This window comes from Acinetobacter sp. V91_7 (assembly GCF_031799075.1).
Classification (GTDB): Bacteria; Pseudomonadota; Gammaproteobacteria; order Pseudomonadales; family Moraxellaceae; genus Acinetobacter; species Acinetobacter calcoaceticus.
This window is the reverse complement of the sequence record NZ_JAVQNT010000040.1, coordinates 110,236-136,658: the sequence shown is the minus strand read 5'-3', so window position 1 is coordinate 136,658 and position 26,423 is coordinate 110,236. Positions and strand designations below refer to the sequence as shown.

The window sequence follows — 26,423 nt, the reverse complement described above, 5'->3', positions numbered from 1 at the left end:
AATGAAAAGAGCGCAATTCATATTGCGCTCTTTTTTATTCAAGTAAAAATTTAATATTTATTCTTTAGTCAGAACATAAGCTTGCTTTGGAACAAAATAGTTTTGTTCCAAAAACTCACGGTTTTTACCGTAGTCGCTATAAAACAGTTTTTCTAGATTCACGATCAATCTTTTGTTTGAATCAACATTAAAATAAAAATTAACATTAGATAAAGGACAGTGAATGGTTAACTCATGCTCTCTTTCATGTACTTTCCAACTTAAATCAGGACACAACTGATTTATAGCAGTACTCTTGGCTCCATCCTTACTTCCCACTCGGCCAAAATGAATAACATTCCAATAAGCTGATCCATTGGGTAATAAATTTAAAATGTACTCTGCCTCTCCAGACTCACAATCGGCAAACGCATCCTCACATGAAATTCGGGTGTGATATCGCCCTACATATTGCAATGAGATTGCGCTCAATTTTTTGGTTTGATCTAAATTTTCTTTAGGTAAAAAAGTACGACCTGCCACATAATCTAATGTTTTTGTAGATGTACTATTTTTTATTAAATTTTCTTCATCGATAGAACTAGAACTCGGACTAGAGTGATCTTTTGAGTTGGTGTGGTTTATGTCGCAAGCACTAAGTGTCAGGCACATCATAGTCCCTACAAACAAATGCTTAACTAAAAACCTAGACCGCTTCAAAAACATATACATTATTCACAGATAACAGCAACAACCATGTTTATATTCATTTCAGGCACGAGCCCATTGCTGCCATAAACCTTTAAGCCCTGAAAGGGTGCATTTTAGTTGATGTTAGTTTCCTTCATTCCAATCCTTTACATATTTTAACCATTTTACTTTTTAGAAGACTTTAAAACCGTTATTTCGTCTCCATATTTTTATTAAGCAAGAGAATAAGCAATTCCTTGTAACTTTTTATTTTTAAGGAGAATTAGATGGCCAGTTCTGGTTTATATCGCTCGAACCGACATAGCATGATCGCCGGTGTAATGGGTGGTATTGCTGAACGTTTTGGTTGGAACGTAACTTTACTACGCATTATTTTTGTTGTGATTTCAATTATGAGTGCGGCCTTTCCCGGAATCTTAGTTTATCTGGTTTTGTGGTTAGTCATTCCGAAAAAACAGCCAGAACATATTGAAGGCTATCGACAATCCGTCCGAACTATACATGAAGAGCAAACACGTTAATTAATTTTGGTCGCTACGGTTGCATCCCCTAATCAACCGTAGCTTTTTTTTGCTCTGTTTTTTTAGATTATATTTTACGGTTTAACTGTTGTTGTAAAGCAGCAATCATATCTGCGCGGCTGATCATTCCGATTAACTTCCGCTCTTCGACCACTGGAATATAATTAAAAGATTTTTCGACAAAATAAGGCACAAGATCTTGAATAGGCTGTGTTGGCAATACTGTCACCACTCTATGACTCATAATCTGTTTCACATAATGCTGCCAAGAGTTTCTTGGGTCCGCTGCACCTTTAAACCATTCCACAACTTCATATAAAGCTAAAGTTCCTACTAGATGATTGTCAGCATTTACCACCGGTAAGCTCATAAGGTTAATATGCTTGAACTTATCCAGTGCCTGATGAATATCATCATCTTCATGCAGCTTAATCACATCACGGCTCATAATATCCTGACAGGTATATTGATTGACTATGCGTTCGTTGGCATGTTCTTGTGCATCTAAAATAATTTTTTCTAAATCGTACTGGCTAATATCTAGCAACTCAGTGTGGTGCTCTAATGCGTACTCAATATCTTTCGGTTGAATCGATACTTTTTGAGTCGGTGTTGGGTCCTTGCTACGCTCATTGAGACGTGCGGTAACTGGATAATGTCTTCCAATTAATCTATTAAAAAAGACGGCGAAACCGAGTAAAAGTAACGAGTTGAGCAGAACCGGATAAAAAACGAAATAAAAGCCTAATTTATGAATTGCAGCACCACCTAACACAGCCGTAATCGCGACTGCACCACTTGGTGGATGCAAAGAGTCGGTGGTCATCATTAAAAATATGGCAAAACCCACAGCCACACTAAAAGCAGTGGTTAAATCAGGAATCCACTGTGCACAGGCAACCCCAATAATTCCGGCTAGCGTATTACCAACAATCACATTCCATGGTTGAGCCAATGGACTGGTTGGCACAGCAAATAACAGAACAGATGAAGCTCCCATGGGTGCAATGTACCAGGCATTAATTCCACCTAAAACATACCAGCTAATTAAGGAAGAAATTGCTAAACCACAGAGTGCTCCAACACCGCAAAGCAACCGTTCTTTTAAAGGCAAAACCTTAAAATTTGGTTTTAAAATCTGTAACCATTCTCGCTGTATAACACTCACAGTACACCTTTGGGGATATGCCGTTATTTATAACGGGCAAAAGTATACGCTCAAAGCCACATAAAATGCATTTAAATTATATCTTTCAAAGATAAGAAACCCTGTTGAACCATCTTTTGTTATTTTAAAACTTTAATATTCAATCAATTTTTCATTTAAGTAGCGCCAATAACGTTTCGGCAAATATTGCACATGAAGTTTTATATTCTGACGTTCCGTAATGTTCAAGCTCTTAAAATAATCTTTCCAAAGCTGGTCATATAAGACTTCTTGCTCATCTAACTCCAGCTGAAAGCTTTGGCTCCTTCCATTATTTAAATTACGGTCAACCTCAGAAGCTTTGAGCGAAACCTCATGTATTTCCCTTAAATTATAATAAAGACCGAACTTACGTTTCTCATCATAAATGAGCCAACGCTGATCTTGATAACGCCGTTTAAAATGCGGCTGAATGAGCGGTAAAACATTAAAATCGGGACGTACCAAACTTAAAAAAAGCTCATCTTTGGTTTTCTTAAAACGAATAAAAGCTTCCATCCGATGCTTTTCTCGTCCGACCTTTTTCGTCCATTGTGAAATTGCCAAAACACTTGGGTGCGAATAATCTTTTTCTATTGAGGAGTGACTAGTAAAAACGTAAATACAGTAATTAAATAAATGCTGATAGGCATCTAAAGACTCAGATAAATAAGCAAAATAAAATTGTCTTAAAGAAGACGAAGAAAGCTTTTTTTGCAGTGCGGACCACACACGTTCGGCATGTAGTTCGTTATTTGAAACCTCAATTTTATCGGCAAATAAGCCATGTTGAACCGCATCATTTAAACAGAGTCTGACCTGTAATTCTTTAAATTGAAATGCGCGAAACACACAACTGAGCAGTCCGATCATTGAACCATCAAAATAGTAAGCCACTTCATCATTAAACATAACTAAAACCCAAGGCTTAATTGGGGCGAAAGCTGCTGCACATATTTCGATGAACCCTGCGTTAAAATCTGCTGCCGAATAAAGCTTGAAGAAAGTTCTTTTTGGAACTTTGGACTGTCTTCACAGTGGATAAAGAATTTTGCTCGCTGATAAGCGACACCTAACTTTTTAAGTAAATCGATGTGGATTTTGCCAAAGCGACGAGCCTGAACAATTTTCTTAGCCGATTTCACCCCAATGCCGGGTACACGCAAAATCATTTGATAATCTGCACGGTTTAGATCTACTGGAAACTGCTCAGGATGCCTTAAAGCCCAACTTAATTTTGGGTCGACATCCAGATCTAAGTTTGGGAATTTTTCATTGACGATTTCATTGACCTGAAAACCATAAAAACGCATCAGCCAATCACTCTGATAGAGTCGATTTTCCCGAAGTAACGGCGGTGCGGAACCGACTGCTGGCAAGTAATTATTTTCGGTATTAATGGGAATGTAACCCGAAAAATAGACCCGTTTGAGCTTAAATTCTTTATAGTGCTTGTCTGCCATAAACAAGACATCTTGGTCTGACTCTTGATGAGCACCTACTACCATTTGAGTGGTCTGCCCTGCTGGCACATATTTCGGCACATGCTTAATGATTTGTCGCTCATCTTTAAGCTGAATAAGTCTGTCACGAACCAAACCTAAATCTTTTTGTACTTCTTGATGTGATTTTTCCGGTGCAAAAGTCTTTAACCCAATTTCGGTCGGCATCTCTAAATTAATACTCATACGGTCAGCATATAAACCTGCTTCATGAATCAGTTCAGGCGATGCTCCCGGAATGGTTTTTAGGTGAATATAGCCATTAAAGTTTTCTTCAAGGCGCAACTTCTTCACGACTTGAAGCATACGCTCCATTGTATGGTCGGCCGATTTAAAAATGCCTGAGCTTAAAAATAAGCCCTCGATATAATTACGACGGTAAAAATTAATGGTTAAGTCTACGACCTCTTGCACCGTAAATGCTGCGCGTTGTACATCATTAGAACGACGTGAAACACAATAAGCGCAGTCAAAAATACATACGTTGCTAAACAGAATTTTTAAGAGAGATACACAGCGGCCATCTTCGGTATAGCTATGGCAAATACCTGAATGACTGGCATCACCCAAACCTTTATCTTTATTTTTACGGTCGCTGCCACTTGATGAACAAGACACATCATATTTAGCAGCATCAGCAAGAATTTGTAGTTTTTCTCGAATGCGATCAGACATATCAAACGACTCATTTATGGCATCGTTTAAAAAATATCATTTTGCATTCTTAAATTTAATCTAGTGAAGTACGCTATGCGTCATGAGGTGACGTTTAAAATAATTCGCCTTAATTAACGTATTCTTCTAGTTGTTTTACACGCGCTGCATACTCTTGCATTGGGCAATATGAATACATCGGAGAGCCGATGTATGAACCTGCATTACTACATTCCTGATCTACATAAGCTTTCCAAAGTCGCTGAGATTTTAAAATATCTTGGTAACGTTCTGGCTGTTGGTATTCTTCGCTTTGTGCACGAATTTGATCAATGAGAGCAACAATTTTTTCTTCATAAGTCTTTTTAGCTTGTTCAGAACAACTATGCACAACCATGTTGTTAATGCTCTCAAGCTGCATTTCCTTAATAGTCTGATCTACACATTGACTGTATTCATCTTGCTCATCAGTGTCGGTTTGTGCGTATAGCCATGGACTACAAAAAAGACTGGATAAAACAATGAGTTTGCAGCAAAATTTCAGCATAACTAATTCTCGATTCTATAATTTTTAATATGCTTCAATATAACAAAAATTCTGTAACAGTTGCCTATCGGTATTTAGACATAATAAAGGGACTATTCTTCGCTCCTATACCAGTGCTTATTATTTTGACTTCAACGAGCTCTATGCTTACTTATTTATTCATTATATATCTGTTCTTTTTACCATTCCTTATAGCAACGTCTATGTTACTAAATAAATTCAAGCTTCTAAATTTCATAACAATATATTTAACAGCACTAGGTATACTCCTCATCTTTAATAGGCTTGCTAACTTATCCTTTAAGACCTTTTTTTCCGAACTTATTTTTAGTTGGATTGGAATCTCTACACTAATTACAGCTTTTAATTTTTGGGCATTATTGACTTGGTATAACTATAAAGATAATAAGACCAAAGAGCAGAACATCAACATTGAATGAACACTCTGCTAATTGAATATAAAATCCTAATAAGTTGAACTTTCTTCAGCAATAGAAAACTATTCATTTCTCTTATTTATGAAATAGTCCCAACCATTCTATATGGTGGCAGCTTAAAGCTTTACTGATTTTTACAGGTGTTCGGATAGGTTTCATCAACTTTAAGATCAATATTATAAACCGGTTGTATTGGTATCTCCTCTGTACGGTAAGAGCACATATCACGCCATTTCATTGCTTCCTCTTTATCCTTAGGTAGACCATTTAACCCAGAATAATAATTTTGAAACATATTTTCTTGACCATTCGCATAACCAAGATTGGCGGCTTTAATATACCAATCTGTTGAAACTTTACCATTTTCTGCTACGCCTAAACCCTGTTGATAAAGAACCCCTATATTATTCATCCCTGCTGGATTACCCTGCTCAGCAGCTTTTGTATACCAATACATTGCTTTTTTATAGTCTGTATCTACACCATAACCTAGATGATAAAACGTACCTACCCTGAACTGAGCATCAGCATTGCCTGCTTGCGCAGCCTCTTCAGAGAGTTTGAACATCTTAGGTACAAAAGCACTTAAGTCTTCTTTCCGATAATAAAGCGTAGTCAAATTCAATTTAGCTAAAGCACTCCCTTGTTCAGCCGCTTGTTGAAAGAGCTTTTCAATTTCTAAGGCTTTTTTTGCTTCAGTGGCTTCATCACCCTCTTTACTTCGAATCCAATCATTTCTATTTTTATAATATAATAATGCAGCATAATTATTCAGCTCATCTGCATTTAACTTATTGAAATTGTAGTTATATTTAGCTGAATAATAAATCCAATTATTCTTTAAATAGTAAAAGCCAACAAAGCCTAAAAATAATATTAAAATTCCAAAATAATATTTTTTCAAATTCATTCTAAAATAATCTAATTCAAACCATGAAAAATTATCCTATCAAAAGATGTATTAAATACAAAAGATAATAATCTTATTTTAATGGCTCATAGACATTATCAGCAGATCATTTTAGAATTTAAAAAACATAACCTACTATGATTAAGATGAATCCGACAACGCCAAATATCGAATACCAACCTAAAATTGCTCTTATTATTACCCCTCTTATTCCGATCAGCCTCTTAATTTTATTGTCAGTACTTACTGGCAAGTTTGCACTTGATCTCCTCTATATTATTGGAATCTTTGTTGGTACTTATTATATTATCTTATTCCCATTACTACTTAAGATATGCCAAGTACTCATTACTAAAAACCGCTTTATCTTTCCATTAATGTGGTTAGGTGCACATGTATCATTTAGCTTGATTTATTTCTTTTTAGCGATCTATGAAAATATTTCTCATAATTTACCAATATTTGATTATGTATTCCCAACTGTTGGACGTACTTTGATCTCAACCTCTACATTCACTGTAAGTTTTATTCTTAGCCTCATTTTTTGGTTTTTTGCCTCATTTCAACCTCGATTAAAAGCAAAACATGTAGGAAAATCCCAGCTAAATGACAGCCAATAATTTTTTATAGGTATAGAAACTAGTCTTTGCCACTCCCCTACAAAATCCTTATACTTAGGGGCAATTTTTCTCATAAATTCGTGGATGCTACATGAGTCGCGCCATCTCGCATATTGATACATTTCAGGGTTTAATTCTTGCCCTACAAAACTACTGGGCCGAACAAGGCTGCGTCGTATTACAACCTTACGACATGGAAATGGGCGCTGGAACATTCCACACCGCAACATTCTTACGTGCTTTAGGGCCTGAAACTTGGAATGCTGCATACGTTCAACCTTCACGTCGTCCAAAAGATGGTCGCTATGGTGAAAACCCGAACCGTTTGCAACACTACTACCAATTCCAAGTAGTACTTAAGCCAAACCCAGACAACATCCAACAGCTTTATCTTGATTCTTTAAAAGCAATCGGGATCGATACGCTTACTCACGACATTCGTTTCGTAGAAGACAACTGGGAATCTCCGACGCTTGGGGCTTGGGGCTTAGGTTGGGAAGTTTGGCTTAACGGCATGGAAGTGACTCAGTTCACTTACTTCCAACAAGTCGGTGGCGTTGAATGTTATCCAGTAACAGGTGAAATCACTTACGGTTTAGAACGTCTTGCAATGTACCTTCAAGGTGTAGACTCGGTTTATGACCTTGTTTGGACCAAAGGCCAATTTGGTACTGTGACTTACGGCGACGTATTCCATCAAAATGAAGTTGAACAATCGACTTACAACTTTGAATATGCTCCAGTTGAAAAACTATTTGAACTCTTTGACTTTTATGAGTCAGAAGCAAATCGTTTAATTGAAGCAAAACTTTCTCTTCCTGCTTATGAGCAAGTGGTTAAAGCGTCTCATACCTTTAACTTGCTTGACGCACGTGGCGCGATTTCTGTGACTGAGCGTCAACGCTACATTTTACGTGTCCGTACTTTAGCTCGTGCGATTGCACAAAGTTATGTACAAGCACGTGCAGAACTTGGCTTCCCAATGGCAGAACCACACTTACGTGATGAAGTATTGGCACAGTTAAAAGCACAAGCTGAAAGTGAAGCAGCAAAGGCGGAGAAAAACTAATGAGCAAACATACTGTTTTATTCGAACTTGGCTGTGAAGAGCTTCCACCGAAAAGCTTAAAAAACTTACGCGATGCATTACAGGCAGAAACGGTAAAAGGCTTAAAAGATGCTGGCTTAAATTTCGCATCTATCGAAGCTTATGCAGCTCCACGTCGTTTAGCGCTTAAAATTGTTGATATCGATGCTGCTCAAGCTGATACACAAAAACGTTTTGACGGTCCTGCTGTTCAAGCGGCTTACGATGCAGAAGGTAAACCGACTAAAGCACTCGAAGGCTTCATGCGTGGTCAAGGTATTACTGTTGACCAACTTTCAACTTTCCAAGCTGGTAAAGTTGAAAAAGTTTGCTATTTAAAAGATGTGAAAGGTCAAAGCCTTGATGCTTTACTTCCACAGATTTTACAAACTGCATTAGACAATTTACCAATTGCTAAGCGTATGCGTTCTGCTGCAAGCCGTACCGAATTTGTACGTCCGGTTAAATGGGTTCTCTTACTTAAAGATGATCAAATTGTTGACGCAACTATTCAAGATCACAAAGCTGGTAATGTGACTTATGGTCACCGTTTCCATGCACCTGAAGCTGTGACTTTAGCGCATGCAAATGACTACCTAGCTGCTTTAGAAAAAGCATATGTCGTTGCGAACTTTGAAAAACGTCAAGCAACCATTCAAGAACAAGTAAAAAAGTTAGCTGATGAAGTTAACGCAACTGCGATTGTTCCAAGTGATTTACTTGATGAAGTAACAAGCCTCGTTGAATGGCCTGTTGCTCTTCGTGCAAATTTTGAAGAGCGCTTCCTTGCTGTTCCTCAAGAAGCACTTATTACAACAATGCAAGACAACCAGAAATATTTCTGTTTGATCAATAGCGAAGGTAAATTACAGCCTTACTTCATTACTGTTTCAAATATTGAGTCTAAAGATCCGATTCAAATTATTGAAGGTAATGAAAAAGTTGTTCGCCCTCGTTTATCTGATGCTGAATTCTTCTTCTTACAAGATCAAAAGCAACCGCTTGCATCTCGTAAAGAAAAATTGGCAAACATGGTATTCCAAGCACAACTGGGTACGCTTTGGGATAAATCAACACGTATTGCAAAACTTGCTGTTGCATTATCTGCAATCACTGGTGCAAACCCAGCCGACGCTGAAAAAGCTGCGTTACTTGCTAAATGCGACTTAACATCTGAGCTTGTAGGTGAATTCCCAGAACTTCAAGGTATTGCGGGTACTTACTATGCACGCATTGAAGGCGAAAACACTGAAGTTTCAGAAGCTTTAGGCGAGCAATATTTACCAAAATTCGCTGGCGATGTTTTACCAAAAACCAAAACTGGTACAACGATTGCCCTTGCTGACCGTTTAGATACACTTGTTGGTATTTTCGGTATTGGACAAGCACCTACAGGTTCTAAAGACCCGTTTGCTCTTCGTCGTTCAGCAATTGGTATCTTACGTTTAATCATTGAAAATGAATTGGACGTAACGATTGAAGAACTGGTAAATCTCGCACTTCAAGGTTATGGCGACATCGTTAAAGACCACGACAAAACGCGTGCTGATGCTGTTGCATTCTTGGAAGGTCGTTACCGTGCCAAGTATGAAGACCAAGGCGTTGCTGTTGATGTGCTTCAAGCGGTTCAAGCACTTGCACCAAAATCTCCACTTGATTTTGACAAGCGTGTAAATGCTGTAAACCATTTCCGTGCACTACCTGAAGCTGCTGCACTTGCTGCTGCAAACAAACGTGTTGCTAACATTCTTGCAAAAGAAGCTGCACCAGAAGGTTCTGTAGTTGAAGCAAACTTAGTTGAAGATGCTGAAAAAGCATTATTTGCTGAGCTTCAAGCAGTTACTCCAGTAGTTGAGCCATTACTTGCGGCAAAAGACTACACGGCTGCTCTTTCTAAGCTTGCAGCACTTCGCGCGCCGATTGATGCATTCTTTGATGGTGTAATGGTAATGGCAGATGATGCTGACCTGAAAGCAAACCGTTTACGTTTATTGGCTCAGCTACGTAACTTGTTTACTGCTATCGCTGATGTAAGTGTATTGCAAGGCTAAGCCTTAATTGGTTGTAAATTAATGAGAACCCCTCTATAAATTAGTGGGGTTTTTTAATATTAAGAATAAATCAGCAGTCATCATAATGAATCCCACTTCAATTAAAAAGTTTTACCGTATAGATGCTTACCTTGTTCTTTGCCACACCCTTTTGATGGCATTCGGTTATGGTCTATGGAAGCTATATCCTCATATACAAACCAAACCAGATATGAGCGGCCTGTTCTTTATGATTATCTCTATTCTAGGCGGTTTTGCAGGGCTGATTATGCTAGCTATAACTTTGCCGCGTTTAGATCGTTCTGTTCATAATTTATCAGTGAACAAATTTATTTTGGCTCTGCTGTATTGGGTTTCTAGTACCATTATTTTCGTGCTATTTGGCATCAGCAAATTCTTCTTCAATAATCCGCTAGTTTTGCTGGTTTTTGTTTTGGTTTTTTTCAGCAGTGTTTATCTTTCGGTGATTCGCCTTGCAGATATGCGTCAAAAAGACTGGTTGATCTTAAGCGGAATTTTTGGAGCTATTGTGCTGTTCTTCTTTTTGCCAGAGCTTTAGAAAATGGTTTAAGTAAAGATTCTGAGCTTATAATGCTTTGTGTACCTAACGATACCTTCTTTGATGGCGTAATGGTAATGGCAGATGATGCTGACCTGAAAGCAAATCGTTTACGTTTATTGGCTCAGTTGCGTAACTTGTTTACTGCTGTGGCTGATGTGAGTGTATTGCAGGGTTAATTAGTATTAATAAAAAAACCGCTTTAAAGCGGTTTTTTTATTTTATTAAGCTAAGAATTGTTCGATAATTGGAAAGACTAATTCTTCATATCTATCAAATACAGTTGGATCTGTAAGATTTTCACAAATATAATTACAGAATCCGTTTTTATCAAAATTTTTCTTAATTATCACACCTCCATAATCATCTACTGATTCACGGGATGGATAAAAATTTTCTGTAAATAATTCTTCTTTAAGCAGATTTTCTGAACCCTTTTTAATTTTAGTATTTTCAAAATTCATAGGAACTTTATCTTTTTTAATATAACCTATTGTTTCTATAGAAATTTTTGTATCACAATCATATAAAAATAATACTTTTCGGTTTATTGCATTTAAATTATGTTTTAGAAAATCAAAACCTTTATCCAAACTACTTTCACCACCAAATTTAACTTGACCACCTTCTTGAGTAACACCAATTTCACCTATTTCTATATTTTCTAACCATTCATTTTTTCCTTTTAGCTCAAAAGCCTTCTTCATAAATTTAATATCTGTCTTGCCTTCAACGAGTATCAATGGTTTTTGTTGATCCTGAATTTTTTTATGTAGAGTTTCTTCAAATGTTATTGTTTCCTTATAAAAATTAAAAGATTCTTCAAACTCACCAAATCTTTCAGAAGTAATATTCATACCAGATGGAAGATCAATTAACTGAATATTTTCTTTCCCGAATTCTTTTTCCACACCTAAAACAAAAAGTGGTGCATGAGACGTCATGATAAATTGTACTTTAGGAAATAACTTAATGAGCTTTGGTAAAATTTCACTTTGATGTTTAGTATGCAAATGCGTATCTATTTCATCAACAACAACAATTCCCTCAATATTCTCTAAACGAATACTATTATTTAAATCTTTATAATCAGCATGTCTAATTATTGTAATGAACAAATTAAGTAAAACTAATTGACCCGTCGAAAGCTGTTCTAGGGTTGGTACAATAACTCTTCCTTTACTATGCAAAGATAATCGGGATTGAGCATCATTTCGCCATCCAGTTTTTAAATATAATTCATCATTATCTAGAATTGTTTTAAATATTTTATTGATATTTCTATACGAGTTATTGATTGCATGCTTATTTTTTATTACAAAATCTTTCTCTTCTTGACTCGCTAAATAATCTAATTCAGCAGGTAAAATTGCAGAATCCAATACTACATCTAACATCCATTGGATATTTCTTTGAAAAGTATCTACACACATGATTTCTTTACCCAAATCACCTGTGTATTTACCTTCAATATTAAATATTTCTTGAGTTAGAGCATTTAAATTTAACCAATGAGGAACTATTTTTCTAAAACTTGGAAAAAAATTAATCGTATTTGAAAAAATTTTATCAATATTTTCCTTAGTAGCTAGTATTTTCTTATCGTTATTATTATTACTATTGATATCATTAATTTTATTTCCATATAAATTCAATAATCCCTGAGCAGAATCTATATTTCCAATTTTTTCGCAATAATGTATTTCTTGACCTTCCTGATCATCAAAAAATCTCAAATAAGCAGCCGCGCTTTGACCATCAGTGGTTGTATTGATATCCCTACCTGAAATTATTCTAAAATAAGGAGAGTCCATACCAGAAGATTTTACTACATCATTATATTGCTTTTTAGCTAGCTCATAAAAAGCATCTACGATATAAGACAAAGTATAGGTTTTACCTGACCCATTTTTACCAATTAGAATTACTGGTTTAGGATTTAGATCCTCTTTAAGTTCTAGTTCTAAATCTAATTTTCAATTGGCCCAATGTTTCTAATATGAATATTTCGCAAGTACATTTTTTGTCCAAATTTTAGATTTATCTCCATACTATTAAAGTACAAGCTTCAACTCAAGGTATTTTCTAAAAATTCATAATAAATTTATATATATACGTTCTTCTCGAGGAAGTCATACTTAAAATTATATCTATTCTTTAATAGTAGTCATCCATTCACCATCACCAAAATTTTTACAATAAATTGGCACTCTCTAATCTAAAAATAATTATTAGGCATATGGTAATAGATAATTAGTAAAAAAAGTAAAGGGATCCCTTTATTTTTTAAATTAAACAAACTCTTTAATTTCTTCTAAACTTTTCGATGGCTCAAACCACATAAAATCATAATCAGCCACATCATGAATATAAAACGGATCATTTTTCATGATTTCTTCAGCTTCTTGAACCGAAGAGCTTAGAGCTAAAATCACCCCACCCGCCCTATTTTCTCGACGTCCTGATGCTAGAAACTTCTTTTGCTCATAGTAATGATCTAAAAATGCAATATGCTCTTTTAGAACTGCATCAACTTCGGCTAATGGTTTTTTATAGGTCAAGGTAACAACAATCATTTCATTCTCTTAAAGGAAGTAGCACATGACATAGAAGGGTTAAACTACTGATAGCTTATATAGTTTATTCGATGGTACGCCGATTCCCCCAATTCATCCACACTAAACTCCCCACAATAATCACTCCACCTAACAGCACAATCATTGACGGTTTTTCATTTAAGAAAACAACTGCCAAACTCATTGCGACAATCGGCGAGCAATATAAAAAATTCGATGCAATCGTTAACGACATATTTTTAAGTACATATCCCCAAAGCACATAAGCCATCGCACTTGGGAAAATACCCAATAACACAATCGACATATTGGCCTGCCAAGTGGCATGTAAAATTTCAGCAGACAACTGCGCGCTATAAAACAATAAAGGAATGGTTCCGAGCCATATGATGTAGCACATCATGCTCAACGCATCATAATTTAAGGCAAATTTTTTATATAAATTAAAGTAAATCGCCCATGCAATTGCAGCCAAAACAACCAACAAACTATAAGGGCTCGGCACACCAAAGCCTCGATCACCACTAACCACTAAAACGGCGCCACAAAGACCTAATAAAATACACAACCATTGTTTGAAACGGATTTTCTCTTTAAAAAATAAAGCTGAAACTATAAAGGTAAATAGCGGAATAGATTGACTTAAAATGCTGGATGCAACCGCACTAACATATTGCTGCCCCGTATTTATAAGCAAGTGATGCAAGGTCACAGAGAAAAATCCTAACACCCCAAGCGCAGGAACATCTTTCCACTTTAACGGCTGAATACCTTTTTTCATGACCAAAAGTAGTAAGAAAACAGATGCAATCAAAAAGCGAAGCAAGGCAATATGCTGCGGTGTATATGAATGCAAAGCACTGTGTACACCAATAGGTGAATAGCCCCAACAAAAGACGGTCACAGCAATACATAAATAGAGCTTAAATGCTGGAGGCTGTGTTTCGACAGCAAGTGAAATTGCCATGTTAAATCTGCGCTAATGAAATGGAACTCTTTCATCATATGCGCATGGATAGTTGAATAAAATTAACTTATATTGAGCCTAATATTCATTAAAAGTGAATGATAAAACATGGATATCGCTCAGTTAAAAATGTTTCAAACGGTGGTTGAATGCGGCACGATGACCAAGGCATCTTTGCAGTTACACTGCGTTCCATCTAACATCACGGCGCGCATTAAACAACTTGAAGAAGAACTCGACGCACCTCTGTTTTATCGGGAAGGGAAAAGTTTAAAGCTCACCCCATCCGGAGAGATTTTCCTTAATTATTGCCAGAAAATTTTAGCGCTTTGTGATGAAGCAAAACGAAGCATTCATCCTGATGCACCACCCTCTGGTCCATTAAAAATTGGGGCTATTGAATCTTCTGCCACAACACGTTTACCTAACTTACTCGCGAAATATCATCAACGCTATCCAGAAGTTTCCATTCAAATTATTACTGGCACATGGAAACAGCTATTAGTTGATATTTCTCAACATAAACTCGATGGTGCGATTGTCGCGGGAAGTATTGAATTTCCAATGTTAAATAGGCTCAGTATTTATCAAGAAGAAATTATTTTAATTGCCCCAGAATCTTTCGGTGAAATCCACTGCCAAGAAGACCTGATTGGTAAAGAAATTTTTATGTGGACTGAAGGCTGCCCTTACCGCGCTGCACTTGAAGAATGGCTTAAGCTCAAAAATATCTCACTTCCAATTACCAGCATTACCAGTTATGCCACTATTATTGGTTGCGTGAGTGCAGGTTCCGGTGTGTCTTTAGTGCCAAAGAGTCTTTTTGAGCAATATAAAAATTTAACCAATATTCGAGGTTATAAATTTGAACATCTTGCCTTTATGCAGAATCAATTTTTTTGGCACAAAAATGTAAGCAACCATAAAGCTCGAGATATGTTTTTAGAATTGATTAAGTCAGAATTTATAGCTTAGCTGTGCATTCGAATGAAATTATCTATGTAAAACGCTATGCTTTACATAAAATAATGATGCATAAAACACATCGCGGCATTTTAAACATTTTTATTTTATTGATATAAAACAATACTATAGTAAAAATTAAGAATCAATTATAAAAACATAAACTGCATGACCCATCCGTTTTTTGCAACGACCTTAATCAAAAGAAGCAGATGCTAAATACATAACATATTTTTTGAGTCATTCAACATGAATAAAGCAATTGGAATTTTAGGTGGTATGGGTCCACAAGCCACAATTGATGCCATGGATAAAATTATTAAAAATACGCCAGCACATTGCGATCAAGAGCATATTCCTGTCATCACGGTTTCTATTCCAGACATCCCAGATAGAACACAATCGATTATCAATCATGATGATAAACCACTCGAAAAAATGGCTGAATATCTTAAAATTTTAGAAGCGGCACAGGTCGGCTGTATCATTATTCCCTGCAATACTGCCCACTTTTGGTTTAACCAGTTACAGCAACGAACCCAAACCAAAATGATTAGTATTATTGAATCTGCGGTTCATTTTATTCAAGCCAGCCAAATTGCTGAAGTTTGTATTCTTGCGACGTCTGCCACCATAAGCACTCAGCTTTACCAAAGCCAATTCATCCAAAACAATATTCGTTTCTCTACCCCATCTGTTGAGATGCAACACAAAGTGATGCAAAGTATTTATCAATACAAAGCAGGAAATATCGAAAAATCAAAACAACTTATGAGTGAGGTTATTCATTTTTATAAACAAAATAAAAGCATAAAATTCTTATTAGCATGTACTGAAATTCCACTCATCTTACAAGACAATATCCAAGACAATCCTGAACTGTTTGTTGATGCGACCGATTTACTCATTAAAAATGCGATTGCGTGGTATCAGAACTCATTAACAGCATCAGCCGCATGATTAAATAAAATTTAATGCAAATTATGCATAATTAATTTAGGCAATGGTCCAATCAATTGCCTTCACAAAATTCCATAATCCTTCAGAAGTTGCATTAAGCCTTGCACTACTGCGATATAAATAAATATCGACAGACAGTACCGACTCTTTCATTGGTACGATCATCAACTGATTTTGTTTTAATTCATCTTGAATGCTGTAATCGGGTAACCACCCTACGCCATAGCCACCTTTGATCATGTCCTTAAGTAATAGACTCATTGAAGACACAAAATTTGTCTCAAACTTGTCCGAATGATGATCTTGTAGAAATTTATTTACCTTTTTCCCCATGTAACTGTCATCGGTATAGTTCATGAGAGGAATTGAAGTATCTTCGAGTGAAAATTTAGGTCGACCTAAATGATTTGGAGCCGTGACTAAATAAAGCTTTGCTGAAAACAACTTATGGCACAAAAATTGTGGGTTCATTAAGTCATCATCATAAAAAGATGCAATAAAGTCACATTGACCATTTTTAAGAGAATCTACGGTTTCATTCACATTGATTGCTTCAACATGAAAAATCTTTTCTTGGTAATTTTTTAAATTTCCTAAAATTTTAGGAAAAATATAACCCGCCAAAGAATGTGCAGAAGCAATCGTGACTTTGCTTCGCACATGATTATCACCTTTAATTTGATCTATATTGAACTCAAAATCATCCAGTAAATTTCTCGCATGCAATATAAAAAGCTTACCCTGCTCCGTTAACTGCAAAGGAGAAGTTTCTCGATCAAACACTTCAAAACCAAGACTATTTTCCAAGGCTTGAATACGACGACTCAGCGAAGACTGAGAAATATTTCTAATATCAGAAGCGACTGTAAAATTTCGGTATTTTTCTAGAACAATCAGATCATATAACCATTTTAATTCAATGTTTTGTATCACTTGAGGCTCCAGATCATTCTAGAAATTTAGATACGGTATTTAATTATATTTGAAATGATGATTTATCGTAATCAAATCGTATGGATTTTATCTCATTGCAGTACAAGCTGTATTTTTATCAGTAAGATCAGCACTTCATCTTTTGATTCTGGTTGGGGAGGTTTTATCCAAAATGAAAACCCTAAAAACTCTATGTATTGCGACCTCTATATTGGCTTCATCAAGCTTATTTGCTGAAACAACGCAACCTCAACAAGTGAATGAAATAGCTCCGAAAACACAACCTTATGGTGATAATCCAAGTTTAGGGCGTGTACTGTTATATAAAACAGGAAAAGGCATACAAAATTTAGGAGACAATATTCAAGGTGCTTCTGAAAAGACCTCAAATAAAATTAGTGAAAAGTGGAAAAACACCAAAGAATTTACTGCTGAAAAGGCAGAAGTCGTTCAACAAAAAGCGGATACAGCAAAAGCTTTTACTGAAACAAAAATAGATCAAGCTAAGCAAAATATTACCAGTAGCCGAAACGGTGAAAACATCCCAATAGAACAAGGTGAGTTAAGTAAATCTAGCACTACGGTTAACTAAATTTCTTGGATAGCGCGATAAATTCGCGCTTTAATATAAAATACAAATATCAATCTAGACATAAATACCACTCACTATAAAGAGCTAGGAATCTGCCTTATGAATAGTCAAAAACTTCTCTTTTCAACACTATGCTGCTTAGCATTAACTGCATGTGCAACATCAACGCCCCTTTCTTCTTATTCTCAAGCTCAAGTTTTAGAGCAAGACACCAATATCGAAGCCTACCCGTCTACAACAGGTAATGTGGCCAAGCTCATTAAACAAGATAATCAAGCTTGTATGATTGAATTTACAGGTTATTTAGGTGGAGGACATGTGACCGAACATTGGACGTTTAATAATAAAGGTCTAATTTCAGCGACTTCTTCGACTCTACAATACCCTGATGAATCAGGCATATTAAATCAAGCAACCAACTCTACGACTAAGAGTTCTACGACCTTTAATATTCAAGATCCTGAAATTCAAAATAACTTCAAAAAACTCCAAAATAATTTTAATGCAGCTAATTTAGCAAAGTGTAATTAAGGCTTTTCCATAAAAAAACTCGTTGCAGAAGCTTTCTTTTGCAACGAGTTATAGCCATTTAAAATTTCTTGGACCTGATTTAAAAATTATAAATAAGCTATTTAGTTAGCGATCAAGCCATTTGTTGCTGCCAGCAAATCAATCCGCGGAAAAACTAATCCCGTTCTCGAATCTGTAATTGGCTTACCTGTCGTTTTTAAACGGCTAATCGTTTGCTCAATACTTTCAGTTGGACTCACACTATTCGCTCGTAATAAAGCAATCGCGCCTGCCACATGTGGTGTTGCTTGAGACGTACCGCCCATGGTGTAACCACCCGCGGTAATCATTGCACCTGGTGCTAATAAAGTCACAAGGCTACCACCATTACTAAAACATGCTACCTTATCTGCTGCTGTGGTTGGGTCAGAACATTTCACTGGATTCCCCCATGACACACCACCAATATTACTGTCATAAACAGCACCGACTCTCACTGCACCAGCAACACAGGCAGGAGATGAAATACCATCTGCAAATGCATCATTACCTGAAGCTACTACAGGCACCACACCAGCAGCACGTGCATTGGCAAATGCCGTTCCATAACTACTATCACTACACTCTGAAGTATATTTAACGCCAGGAACGCCAAGACTTAAATTAACCGCTTTAATATTATAAGTTTGTGCATTGTTTACGGCCCAGTTAATCCCTGCAAGAATATCACTATCATAGGCTGTACTGACCCACTTACCTTGAGACCTCACTTTTCTAAAGACATCAATACCAATAATTTTAGTTTTAGTTGCGACTTTAGACACAATACCTGAAACATTACTGCCATGTCCGTCATCATCTAATGCCCCATCATCTGGTGCACTATCAAAAGAATAAACTACCCGACATGTGCTTGATGGTGTATTGACTGCCGTACAACCAAAATCGGAATGTAAATAGTTCAAACCTGTATCAATCACTGCCACACTAGAACCCTCACCCGTAAAACCATTGGTGTTTGCTTGTGGTTGGTTAATTAAAGGTAAGCTTTCATTGGTCGTAGTTTGATTAATCCGATTTGGGTAAACCGCTTTAACATTCGGGTCATTTAATAAAGAGACTAATGCTTCGCGGTTACTAATCCGATAAAAAGCTAAAGGCAAATTATTGTAGTCCCGCAGTACTTGCACACCGCCAGTACGGTTAAACCTTGCCTGTATATTCTTTTTATTGGTTGCGATATAACTCCGCCGCTCTAAACCAGAGGGCACGCTCACCGAAGGAATATTGTATTCAACAATTAAATCATTCGAATCGTTAGTGACCAGAGCATCTAAATCAATTTTACCCTGAAGCACTTTTTGTTTTGCTGCTTGATTTAACCGCTGTTTAGCCCCTTTAGAATCTAAAGGAAGAGCGGATGCTGTTGTACTTAATATCGTACATAGACCTAATAGAAATAACGTTTTACTTTGCATTATTTTTCTCCGTAGTTTTTTCAACTAACAATTTGCTTATTTCGCTTTTATTTCATTTGCTGGATCTTTTTCTGGATCAATCGGTTGAATAGAAAGATCACTTTTTGTGTTGTAAAAAGGAACGGTATCAGCTGACACCGATTGAGGATGAGTTGAATCTAAAGATAGATTTTTAGCTTGAGTAGGCTCCTTAAGTTTAGAAAGAGAAGATGATGTGTCTGGTTGTGACGAATTCGATTCATGTAAAACCGAATTGAACACATCAGATGCACCACTTGTTGGCTTAAAATAGAGAACAACGGCGACCAAGCCGACCAATACAAGAAAGGAAGCAATAATTTTCATCATTCAAGATCTCTGTTTTTTTGTTTATAGACATCTATTTTTATTTTTGATTATTCGAAATAAAGAGGTATTTCTTAAAATATATTTCATGTGAAAAATCTAATGAATGAAATATATACCCACAAGAGAAGTAGAAATATCCACACCCAAATAAGCAAAAATGTTGTTCTGCCCTGTACATTTATATTTCTGGCAGAAGGTGGTTCAAAAAAGTGCTAGAAAGCATCTTATTCTCATAATAAGCAATAACTATGCCGTTCCCACTAATAAATAATGAGACTCAAATCACAATTAGAGATATACGTACATGTTGAAAAGAAGAGTAACTTCAAGAAAATTTGAAATTTAATTTTTAAAAAAATAAAAAGATAAAATTAGACCAGCTTAATTAGAATAACTAACAAATAAACATTCTTTTTCACTTTATTATTAATTTTTATTAATCTTCACAATTTATCCCCAGTCTGTTTACTCAACGTAACACTGTTGTAACGTTTTGATGAAGTCAGTTCCCAAGCCCATGGTGTGTTAGCTATGATTCGTTAGCGTTTATGAAATACCTCACTAAAAGGGTATATTCTTTGAAGGATATCGCAATGAAAATGATGAAAACAGCTATCGTTACTGCAAGTGTTCTTGCTTCTGCCTCTATTTTTGCACAAAGTGCGGGCGTTAATGCAGGTGCTTCTGCCGAAGTAAATGTACAACCAGGTGGTCTTGTTAGTGGCGTAGCGAACACAGTCAAAAATACTGCACATACTGTAGGTAGCACAGCAAAACATGCGGGTCATGTTGCTGCTGACACTACAGTTAAAGCGACTAAAAAAACAACTGGTAAAGTGACTGAACTTTCTTCTAAAGCAGCAACAGGTACTAAACACTTAGCGACTGAGGCTGCAACAGGTACTAAACACTTGGCTACTGAAGCTGCAGTTGGTACTAAAAACTTTGCAACTAAAACAGCAACGGGTACTAAAAACCTAGCAACTGAAGCTGCAGTTGGCACTAAAAACTTAGCAACTAAAGCTGCAACGGGTACTAAAAACCTAGCAGTTGAAGCTAAAGCCGATACAAAAGCACATGTTGATGCTGTAAAAACTAAAGTTGCAGAAAAACAAGCTGACCAAAAAGAATTTACTGCTGAAAAACAAGCTGATGCTCAAGCGCATGTAGATGCTGTAAAAACTCGCGTAGCTCAAAATCAAGCTGAGCAAAAAGAGTTTGTTGCAGACACTAAAGCGGATGCTCAGGCAAAGTTAAATGCAGCTCAACCAGCGGCAATCAATGCTAATACTGGTGTAAATGTTGGTGTTAACGTTGCTCCTGTCGGAATTAATGCAAGTGTAAATGCAGATGCGCAAGCGTCTACACAAAAAGCAGAAAAGAAATCTTGGATTAAAGGTCTTTTCGGTACTAATTAATACGTGATGCACAAAAAAGGGCGATTAATCGCCCTTTTTTATTTATTTAAAATCAATCATTCAGCCCATTTCAGTTAAAACTAAACCTGCACGTAAACCGAGCTTCACATTTGGATTTGGAAATAAAATCCAGACCTGATCTTGTTCAACAACATAATTACCAGAAGGTTGTGTCGCAATGATTTCACCTTTTGTAAAAGTCGAAAAATTCGGAGCTTCAGCTGATAAGTTCATCTGAAAATCTTCATCTTTTTTAATTAAAGAGTCCGATACTTTAAACACTCGAATTTTCGCTTTATTGCGTGCTGGTAAAACTTGCTCAGAAACGACATGACGGATGACTTCATCAATTGCCGCAAACTGACTCAAGTCATTTTGTCCAAATGGCAAAGCTTTTCCCAACTCTAAAGTTGCACTGGCTGCTTTAAAATTCTCACTGGTAAAATGCGTAAACGTTTTACCTATCGCATTGTGATATACCAAAGCATCTAAATTGGCCGCTTCAAGACTCGCTGTCAAATTCGCATCATAAGCATGCGTTTGATAAGGAAATAAAGCGAAAGTAGGCAATAAAGAAGCCCGAATAGCTGTGTGCAAATCATAGTGATAACGCTTTGCTTGGCTTGAACTTTCTTGAAAGAAAGTCGTGACAACTTGCTCTAAAACCTCAGCTCGCTTTGATTCTTCAGTCACTGGCAGAGTTTTATATCCACCACAAAACATTCGGTTCACATCGTCATGCACATAACGTTTACCTTGACGCATTGCATATGGATTACCCAATACAAACAACAGCCTCACAGCAAGGTTTAAGCGTCCAGCAAATAAATCTGTGCAAAGATGAGACAACAATTCAATTGGTGCTGTTTCATTACCATGTACTCCAGCTGACAGTACGACGGCTTTGTCGTACTGTGCATGTGGCGTACATTCAAGAATTCCCTCACCTAACCAACGCCAAGAAAAATTATCTTGTTTTCCTTCACGTGTTGTAGGCTGCTCACCTTGTAAGGTTAATGCTAGAAAATCTTGCATGTCACCTCCTCCTTATTTTTGGAAAGGATAAACTGAACCCAAACCTAAAATTTTGGTCAGCTCATCAAGCGCCATACGGCTTTCCATCAATAAATGCGGATCAGCTAAATCTTCTTGAGCTAAACGATCACGATAATGTTTATCTACCCATTGATTGAGTGTGCCAAACAATTGATCATTCATTAATACTTTTGGATTTACAGCATTTAACTCGGTTTCATTTAAAGCTACGCGTAAACGTAAACATGCTGGTCCACCACCATTACGCATACTTTCACGTAAGTCATAAACCTGAATAGCATCAATTGGTGTACCCATCTGAACCATATCGTTCAAATAACCCCAAACTGCCTTATTCTGGCGAGACTCTTCTGGTACAACAATGGTCATTCCACCATCTGGACGAGTCAAAATCTGGCTATTAAATAAATATGTTGCTACTGCATCATCAACGGTAACGCGATTTTCAGGAACTTCAATGGAGATAAAATCTTCACCGATGCTTGCCATTTTTTGACGAATTTCAGCAAAAGCCTGATCTTGATTTAAAAATGCATGTTGATGATGGAATAAAACCTGTTGGTTGCTGACCGCAATCACATCATTATGAAAAACGCCTTGATCAATCACATCCGGATTTTGTTGAACAAAAACTGTATGTGCATCATCCAAACGGTGCAAACGCGCAATTGCTTCGCTTGCTTCACGAGTCTGACGAGCAGGATAACGTTTTGGCCCCGGCAAACCATTATTTAAATGTTGTTGACCGTAAACAAAAACTTGAACCCCACGCTTAGCATAATCACCACCTAAACGATTGTGATTTGCTGCGCCTTCATCACCAAACAAAGCCACTTGCGGCAATGCTTCATGGTGTACAAAATGACGTTCATTTTTAAAGATCGCTTGCAAAACTTGGCTTGTTGTTTCCGCTTCAATCGAACGGTGAAACTTATTATTTAAGTTTGCTGCGGTAAAATGCACACGTTCATCTTGGCTATCTGCCGAAGGTGAAACTGTTGCCGCATTTGCAGTCCACATTGGCGAAGCGGAACTTAAAGATGATAAGAGTTCAGGGGAATGACGCATTGCTTGAGCAACAACACTAATGTCATCTCCTGTAAAACCCAAACGGCGTAACATTGGAACATGTGGACGCTCATGCGGGGCAAGTACACCCTGCTTCATACCCAAATCAGCTAAAGCTTTCATTTTTAGCAAGCCTTGTTTAGCTGCTAATTTTGGATTAGAGGCATTATTACGGTTTTTTGTCGATGCTTCATTACCAAACGACAAGCCCGCGTAGTGATGTGTTGGTCCCACTAAACCATCGAAATTTACTTCATATCCTTTCATTTTTCTTTCCCTAGTGTTTAAGGCAACACAATCCCTGGAGATAATTTTTCTGGTAAGGTTAAGCTGTCACTTTCAAGTGAAGCCATTGGCCAAGCACAATAATCAGCGGCATAAAAGGCGCTCGCACGATGGTTACCCGATGCCCCTACACCACCAAATGGCGCAGCACTTGAAGCACCTGTTAATGGCTTGTTCCAGTTCACAATACCGGCACGCGCTTCAATAAGTACTTGATCAAACAATTCACGTTTTGGAGAAACCAGACCAACAGACAAACCAAAGCGAGTTGCATTTGCAATTTTCAATGCTTCATCAAAGTTGTCATAACGTTGAATCGTCGTAAGTGGACCAAAATATTCTTCATCTGGAATATCTGCCACACCTGTTACATCAACAATGCCTGGGGTAAGTAACGAACTGTCTTCTTGCGGACGCGTCATTGGCAATAAACTTTTTGCGCCAAGCTCAAGCAATTTTTGCTGAGCAAGCATCATGTTTGATGCGGCAACTGACGAGATAACGCCACCCATAAATGGTTGTTGTTCGTCGTTCCAACGACCAACTTTTAAGTTTTTAGCAACCTCAACAAAACGTTGAATAAATGCATCGCCTTCTGGACCATTTTTTACCAAGATGCGACGTGCACATGTACAACGCTGACCCGCCGAAACAAAGGCAGATTGAATAGTAAGATTAACCACAGCATCAATATCGATAATTTCATCAATAATCAATGCATTATTACCGCCCATTTCAAGCGCAAGAATTTTTTCAGGAGCACCCGCCATTTGTTTATGTAGGTGATAACCTGTGTTCGCACTTCCGGTAAATAATAAACCGTCAATTTCATATGAAGCAGCTAACGCTTCACCAGTAGTACGACCACCTTGCACCAAGTTCATTACACCATTAGGCAAACCCGCTTGCTGCCAAAGTTTTACAGTTTCTTCAGCAGTCCAAGGCGTTAATTCACTTGGCTTAAATACCACGGTATTGCCTGCAAGTAATGCAGGAACAATATGTCCATTTGGTAAATGGCCCGGAAAGTTATATGGACCGAAAACTGCAAGCACACCATGTGGACGGTGGCGTAAAGATGCCACACCATCAGCCATTTCAGTTGAGCTTTCACCAGTACGCTGGTGATAAGCACGAATTGAAATAGCAACTTTACCAATCATTGATTGAACTTCAGTTAACGTTTCCCAAAATGGTTTACTCGTTTCTTGGCTAATGACTTCCGCTAAGTGCTTTTTATTTTCTTCAAGCAAAGCTGCAAATTTTTCAACAATCGCCACACGCTCTACAAAAGGTAAACGTGCCCATGCTGGAAATGCAGTACGTGCTGCTTGGCAAGCTTGCTCAACATCAGTAGCAGTAGCCTCAGCACCCGACCAGACAGTTTGGTTATCAACTGGATTTGTTTTTTCAAATGTTGTGCCGCTGCCTTGTAACCAGACACCGTTTATAAATAAAGAGTTTGACATCAGGATACTTCCATTGGATTGAGTGATAGCACACGAACAACATGACCTTCTTGTACACCGAGGTTTTCAGCTTGTTCATGCGTTAAATTTATAGTGTTATCAACAAGATCAAGCTTCATCAGCATTGCGCGATAGTCATGATAATTATCATTAGCAACGAGATATTGGGTCTTACCGACCGCAGCTTCACTTGTAATTTTGACGTTTAATAACTGACTTTCTTTTACTGCGCGTAATTCATCAATATTGGCTTCAACCGTTGGGCCAGCATCAAAAATATCGACATATCCTTGATAGCGTAAACCTTCCGACTCAAGCACATGATAGGCAGGCAAAGTTTGTGGATGCATTTTTCCAATCACCTCTTGCGCATCTTTTGGCAAGAGATCTACATAGACAGGAAAACGTGGCATAAGCTCTGCAATAAATACTTTTTGCCCAATTCCGCTCAAATAGTCGGCAGTTGAGAAATCCATATTAAAGAAATGGTGACCAATCGCATCCCAAAATGGAGAACATCCATTTTCGTCTGAGAAACCACGCATTTCAGCAATTAATTTTTTCTCGAAATATTGCTTAAAGGCAGCGATAAACATAAAACGGATTTTCGATAAGAATTTACCGTTTTGGTTTTCACGACGCTCTGGATCTAAAAATAATGTACAGAGTTCACTACTACCTGTTCTGTCATTACTTAAAAATAAGGTCGGTAATGACTTATAAACATTTAATGCTTTTGAAGCATGTACTTGTGTTCCAACATGAAAGTTGTACCAAGGTTCCATGAGCCCTACAGCAACTTCAATTGCACTTAAACCAATAACACGTTGAGCTTCTGTATCTTCAAGAACAAATAAATAGCCTTGTTCACTTTTATGGACATTGCCATTTAAAGTATTGCGAGTACGTGAAATTCGAGCCGAAAGTGTATCCATATTTTGTGGCAAGGAAGTCAGGCCTACACCCGACTTACCTGCTAATTTATAAATATCTTCAAGGTCTCGAAACTCGGCATGACGGACAATCATCATGGCTA

The 26,423-nt window shown here is 37.2% G+C and carries 26 protein-coding genes and 1 pseudogene; 11 read left to right on the top strand and 16 right to left on the bottom strand.

Annotation, left to right across the window (positions count from 1 at the left end; all coding sequences use genetic code 11):
• Positions 1 to 57: 57 nt before the first annotated feature.
• Positions 58 to 705 carry a hypothetical protein gene (locus RMB03_RS13505; RefSeq protein WP_311076587.1) on the bottom strand — a complete coding sequence of 216 codons (648 nt, stop codon included), beginning with the start codon at positions 703 to 705 and terminating at the stop codon, positions 58 to 60.
• A 251-nt stretch (positions 706 to 956) separates the two neighbouring features.
• Between RMB03_RS13505 and RMB03_RS13500 the strand changes: the two genes are divergently transcribed.
• Positions 957 to 1,211: a PspC domain-containing protein gene (locus RMB03_RS13500; RefSeq protein ID WP_005038434.1), complete on the top strand. Its 255-nt coding sequence runs from the start codon at positions 957 to 959 to the stop codon at positions 1,209 to 1,211.
• 67 nt (positions 1,212 to 1,278) lie between these two features.
• Here RMB03_RS13500 and RMB03_RS13495 read toward each other — a convergent pair whose 3' ends face one another.
• From RMB03_RS13495 to RMB03_RS13475, 5 genes are all read right to left on the bottom strand, one after another.
• Positions 1,279 to 2,379, bottom strand: a complete 1,101-nt coding sequence (locus tag RMB03_RS13495) for an HPP family protein (protein ID WP_004639579.1) — start codon at positions 2,377 to 2,379, stop codon at positions 1,279 to 1,281.
• 132 nt (positions 2,380 to 2,511) lie between these two features.
• A complete protein-coding gene (locus RMB03_RS13490) occupies positions 2,512 to 3,309 on the bottom strand; it encodes a TIGR03915 family putative DNA repair protein (protein ID WP_005038431.1) in 798 nt (265 codons plus the stop codon).
• Positions 3,310 to 3,311: 2 nt separating this feature from the next.
• On the bottom strand, positions 3,312 to 4,574 hold the full coding sequence (locus RMB03_RS13485) for a putative DNA modification/repair radical SAM protein (protein WP_004639582.1): 1,263 nt from the start codon (positions 4,572 to 4,574) through the stop codon (positions 3,312 to 3,314).
• Positions 4,575 to 4,683: 109 nt separating this feature from the next.
• Complete coding sequence (locus RMB03_RS13480; protein ID WP_281836146.1) at positions 4,684 to 5,100, bottom strand: lysozyme inhibitor LprI family protein; 417 nt, start codon at positions 5,098 to 5,100, stop codon at positions 4,684 to 4,686.
• 561 nt (positions 5,101 to 5,661) lie between these two features.
• Positions 5,662 to 6,447 (bottom strand): tetratricopeptide repeat protein, encoded by a 786-nt coding sequence (locus tag RMB03_RS13475; protein WP_005038425.1) that lies wholly within the window; start codon positions 6,445 to 6,447, stop codon positions 5,662 to 5,664.
• 137 nt (positions 6,448 to 6,584) lie between these two features.
• On the opposite strand from RMB03_RS13475, the gene RMB03_RS13470 reads away from it, so the two are divergent.
• The 5 genes and pseudogenes from RMB03_RS13470 to RMB03_RS13450 form a co-directional block, all read left to right on the top strand.
• Entirely contained in the window at positions 6,585 to 7,067 is a 483-nt protein-coding gene (locus RMB03_RS13470; RefSeq protein ID WP_003653714.1) for a hypothetical protein, read from the top strand.
• A gap of 91 nt (positions 7,068 to 7,158) precedes the next feature.
• Positions 7,159 to 8,136, top strand: coding sequence for a glycine--tRNA ligase subunit alpha (gene glyQ, locus RMB03_RS13465; protein WP_002044989.1), 978 nt, complete (start codon positions 7,159 to 7,161; stop codon positions 8,134 to 8,136).
• Complete coding sequence (glyS, locus tag RMB03_RS13460; protein ID WP_311076586.1) at positions 8,136 to 10,205, top strand: glycine--tRNA ligase subunit beta; 2,070 nt, start codon at positions 8,136 to 8,138, stop codon at positions 10,203 to 10,205. Before glyQ ends, glyS begins: the two co-directional genes overlap by 1 nt.
• Positions 10,206 to 10,290: 85 nt before the next feature.
• On the top strand, positions 10,291 to 10,764 hold the full coding sequence (locus RMB03_RS13455; RefSeq protein WP_311076585.1) for a hypothetical protein: 474 nt from the start codon (positions 10,291 to 10,293) through the stop codon (positions 10,762 to 10,764).
• Positions 10,765 to 10,805: 41 nt separating this feature from the next.
• Positions 10,806 to 10,943: pseudogene (locus RMB03_RS13450) on the top strand (hypothetical protein); the annotation flags it as partial.
• Positions 10,944 to 10,988: 45 nt separating this feature from the next.
• Here RMB03_RS13450 and RMB03_RS13445 read toward each other — a convergent pair.
• The 3 genes from RMB03_RS13445 to RMB03_RS13435 form a co-directional block, all read right to left on the bottom strand.
• Positions 10,989 to 12,650 carry an AAA family ATPase gene (locus RMB03_RS13445; protein WP_311076583.1) on the bottom strand — a complete coding sequence of 554 codons (1,662 nt, stop codon included), beginning with the start codon at positions 12,648 to 12,650 and terminating at the stop codon, positions 10,989 to 10,991.
• A gap of 405 nt (positions 12,651 to 13,055) precedes the next feature.
• Positions 13,056 to 13,340: a YciI family protein gene (locus RMB03_RS13440; RefSeq protein ID WP_311076582.1), complete on the bottom strand. Its 285-nt coding sequence runs from the start codon at positions 13,338 to 13,340 to the stop codon at positions 13,056 to 13,058.
• Positions 13,341 to 13,404: 64 nt separating this feature from the next.
• A complete protein-coding gene (locus tag RMB03_RS13435; RefSeq protein ID WP_311076581.1) occupies positions 13,405 to 14,307 on the bottom strand; it encodes a DMT family transporter in 903 nt (300 codons plus the stop codon).
• A gap of 108 nt (positions 14,308 to 14,415) precedes the next feature.
• Here RMB03_RS13435 and RMB03_RS13430 point away from each other — a divergent pair, with 108 nt between their 5' ends.
• Complete coding sequence (locus tag RMB03_RS13430; protein ID WP_311076580.1) at positions 14,416 to 15,282, top strand: LysR family transcriptional regulator; 867 nt, start codon at positions 14,416 to 14,418, stop codon at positions 15,280 to 15,282.
• A gap of 237 nt (positions 15,283 to 15,519) precedes the next feature.
• A complete protein-coding gene (locus RMB03_RS13425) occupies positions 15,520 to 16,230 on the top strand; it encodes an amino acid racemase (protein WP_311076579.1) in 711 nt (236 codons plus the stop codon).
• A gap of 36 nt (positions 16,231 to 16,266) precedes the next feature.
• On the opposite strand, the gene RMB03_RS13420 is transcribed toward RMB03_RS13425, so the two are convergent.
• On the bottom strand, positions 16,267 to 17,163 hold the full coding sequence (locus RMB03_RS13420) for a LysR substrate-binding domain-containing protein (RefSeq protein ID WP_270903376.1): 897 nt from the start codon (positions 17,161 to 17,163) through the stop codon (positions 16,267 to 16,269).
• Positions 17,164 to 17,335: 172 nt separating this feature from the next.
• On the opposite strand from RMB03_RS13420, the gene RMB03_RS13415 reads away from it, so the two are divergent.
• Together RMB03_RS13415 and RMB03_RS13410 are read left to right on the top strand one after the other, a co-directional pair.
• A complete protein-coding gene (locus RMB03_RS13415) occupies positions 17,336 to 17,755 on the top strand; it encodes a hypothetical protein (protein ID WP_003653724.1) in 420 nt (139 codons plus the stop codon).
• A gap of 99 nt (positions 17,756 to 17,854) precedes the next feature.
• On the top strand, positions 17,855 to 18,286 hold the full coding sequence (locus RMB03_RS13410) for a hypothetical protein (protein WP_003653725.1): 432 nt from the start codon (positions 17,855 to 17,857) through the stop codon (positions 18,284 to 18,286).
• Positions 18,287 to 18,387: 101 nt separating this feature from the next.
• Here the strand turns inward: RMB03_RS13410 and RMB03_RS13405 are convergent, their stop codons facing one another.
• Both RMB03_RS13405 and RMB03_RS13400 read right to left on the bottom strand, forming a co-directional pair.
• A complete protein-coding gene (locus RMB03_RS13405) occupies positions 18,388 to 19,743 on the bottom strand; it encodes a S8 family serine peptidase (protein ID WP_311076578.1) in 1,356 nt (451 codons plus the stop codon).
• 36 nt (positions 19,744 to 19,779) lie between these two features.
• Entirely contained in the window at positions 19,780 to 20,088 is a 309-nt protein-coding gene (locus tag RMB03_RS13400; protein WP_311076594.1) for a hypothetical protein, read from the bottom strand.
• 596 nt (positions 20,089 to 20,684) lie between these two features.
• Between RMB03_RS13400 and RMB03_RS13395 the strand changes: the two genes are divergently transcribed.
• On the top strand, positions 20,685 to 21,509 hold the full coding sequence (locus RMB03_RS13395) for a hypothetical protein (RefSeq protein WP_005038398.1): 825 nt from the start codon (positions 20,685 to 20,687) through the stop codon (positions 21,507 to 21,509).
• Between the two features lie 60 nt (positions 21,510 to 21,569).
• On the opposite strand, the gene astE is transcribed toward RMB03_RS13395, so the two are convergent.
• From astE to astA, 4 genes are read right to left on the bottom strand one after another with little or no spacing between them, the layout of a single operon-like run.
• Positions 21,570 to 22,544, bottom strand: a complete 975-nt coding sequence (astE, locus tag RMB03_RS13390) for a succinylglutamate desuccinylase (RefSeq protein ID WP_005038396.1) — start codon at positions 22,542 to 22,544, stop codon at positions 21,570 to 21,572.
• Between the two features lie 12 nt (positions 22,545 to 22,556).
• Positions 22,557 to 23,900: an N-succinylarginine dihydrolase gene (gene astB, locus RMB03_RS13385; protein ID WP_003653731.1), complete on the bottom strand. Its 1,344-nt coding sequence runs from the start codon at positions 23,898 to 23,900 to the stop codon at positions 22,557 to 22,559.
• A gap of 17 nt (positions 23,901 to 23,917) precedes the next feature.
• Positions 23,918 to 25,387, bottom strand: coding sequence for a succinylglutamate-semialdehyde dehydrogenase (astD, locus tag RMB03_RS13380; protein ID WP_311076577.1), 1,470 nt, complete (start codon positions 25,385 to 25,387; stop codon positions 23,918 to 23,920).
• The gene (gene astA / locus RMB03_RS13375) at positions 25,387 to 26,418 is read right to left on the bottom strand and encodes an arginine N-succinyltransferase (RefSeq protein WP_003653733.1); all 1,032 of its coding nucleotides are present in this window, start codon (positions 26,416 to 26,418) and stop codon (positions 25,387 to 25,389) included. Before astA ends, astD begins: the two co-directional genes overlap by 1 nt.
• Between the last annotated feature and the right edge of the window lie 5 nt (positions 26,419 to 26,423).

Excerpts from the sequence above, each read along its gene's own strand:
- RMB03_RS13505 (WP_311076587.1), bottom strand. The coding sequence starts at position 705 with ATGTTTTTGAAGCGGTCTAGGTTTTTAGTTAAGCATTTGTTTGTAGGG.
- RMB03_RS13500 (WP_005038434.1), top strand. The coding sequence starts at position 957 with ATGGCCAGTTCTGGTTTATATCGCTCGAACCGACATAGCATGATCGCC.
- RMB03_RS13490 (WP_005038431.1), bottom strand. The coding sequence starts at position 3,309 with ATGTTTAATGATGAAGTGGCTTACTATTTTGATGGTTCAATGATCGGA.
- RMB03_RS13485 (WP_004639582.1), bottom strand. The coding sequence starts at position 4,574 with ATGTCTGATCGCATTCGAGAAAAACTACAAATTCTTGCTGATGCTGCT.
- RMB03_RS13480 (WP_281836146.1), bottom strand. The coding sequence starts at position 5,100 with ATGCTGAAATTTTGCTGCAAACTCATTGTTTTATCCAGTCTTTTTTGT.
- RMB03_RS13475 (WP_005038425.1), bottom strand. The coding sequence starts at position 6,447 with ATGAATTTGAAAAAATATTATTTTGGAATTTTAATATTATTTTTAGGC.
- RMB03_RS13470 (WP_003653714.1), top strand. The coding sequence starts at position 6,585 with ATGATTAAGATGAATCCGACAACGCCAAATATCGAATACCAACCTAAA.
- glyQ (WP_002044989.1), top strand. The coding sequence starts at position 7,159 with ATGAGTCGCGCCATCTCGCATATTGATACATTTCAGGGTTTAATTCTT.
- glyS (WP_311076586.1), top strand. The coding sequence starts at position 8,136 with ATGAGCAAACATACTGTTTTATTCGAACTTGGCTGTGAAGAGCTTCCA.
- RMB03_RS13455 (WP_311076585.1), top strand. The coding sequence starts at position 10,291 with ATGAATCCCACTTCAATTAAAAAGTTTTACCGTATAGATGCTTACCTT.
- RMB03_RS13440 (WP_311076582.1), bottom strand. The coding sequence starts at position 13,340 with ATGATTGTTGTTACCTTGACCTATAAAAAACCATTAGCCGAAGTTGAT.
- RMB03_RS13435 (WP_311076581.1), bottom strand. The coding sequence starts at position 14,307 with ATGGCAATTTCACTTGCTGTCGAAACACAGCCTCCAGCATTTAAGCTC.
- RMB03_RS13430 (WP_311076580.1), top strand. The coding sequence starts at position 14,416 with ATGGATATCGCTCAGTTAAAAATGTTTCAAACGGTGGTTGAATGCGGC.
- RMB03_RS13425 (WP_311076579.1), top strand. The coding sequence starts at position 15,520 with ATGAATAAAGCAATTGGAATTTTAGGTGGTATGGGTCCACAAGCCACA.
- RMB03_RS13415 (WP_003653724.1), top strand. The coding sequence starts at position 17,336 with ATGAAAACCCTAAAAACTCTATGTATTGCGACCTCTATATTGGCTTCA.
- RMB03_RS13410 (WP_003653725.1), top strand. The coding sequence starts at position 17,855 with ATGAATAGTCAAAAACTTCTCTTTTCAACACTATGCTGCTTAGCATTA.
- RMB03_RS13405 (WP_311076578.1), bottom strand. The coding sequence starts at position 19,743 with ATGCAAAGTAAAACGTTATTTCTATTAGGTCTATGTACGATATTAAGT.
- RMB03_RS13400 (WP_311076594.1), bottom strand. The coding sequence starts at position 20,088 with ATGAAAATTATTGCTTCCTTTCTTGTATTGGTCGGCTTGGTCGCCGTT.
- RMB03_RS13395 (WP_005038398.1), top strand. The coding sequence starts at position 20,685 with ATGAAAATGATGAAAACAGCTATCGTTACTGCAAGTGTTCTTGCTTCT.
- astE (WP_005038396.1), bottom strand. The coding sequence starts at position 22,544 with ATGCAAGATTTTCTAGCATTAACCTTACAAGGTGAGCAGCCTACAACA.
- astB (WP_003653731.1), bottom strand. The coding sequence starts at position 23,900 with ATGAAAGGATATGAAGTAAATTTCGATGGTTTAGTGGGACCAACACAT.
- astD (WP_311076577.1), bottom strand. The coding sequence starts at position 25,387 with ATGTCAAACTCTTTATTTATAAACGGTGTCTGGTTACAAGGCAGCGGC.
- astA (WP_003653733.1), bottom strand. The coding sequence starts at position 26,418 with ATGATGATTGTCCGTCATGCCGAGTTTCGAGACCTTGAAGATATTTAT.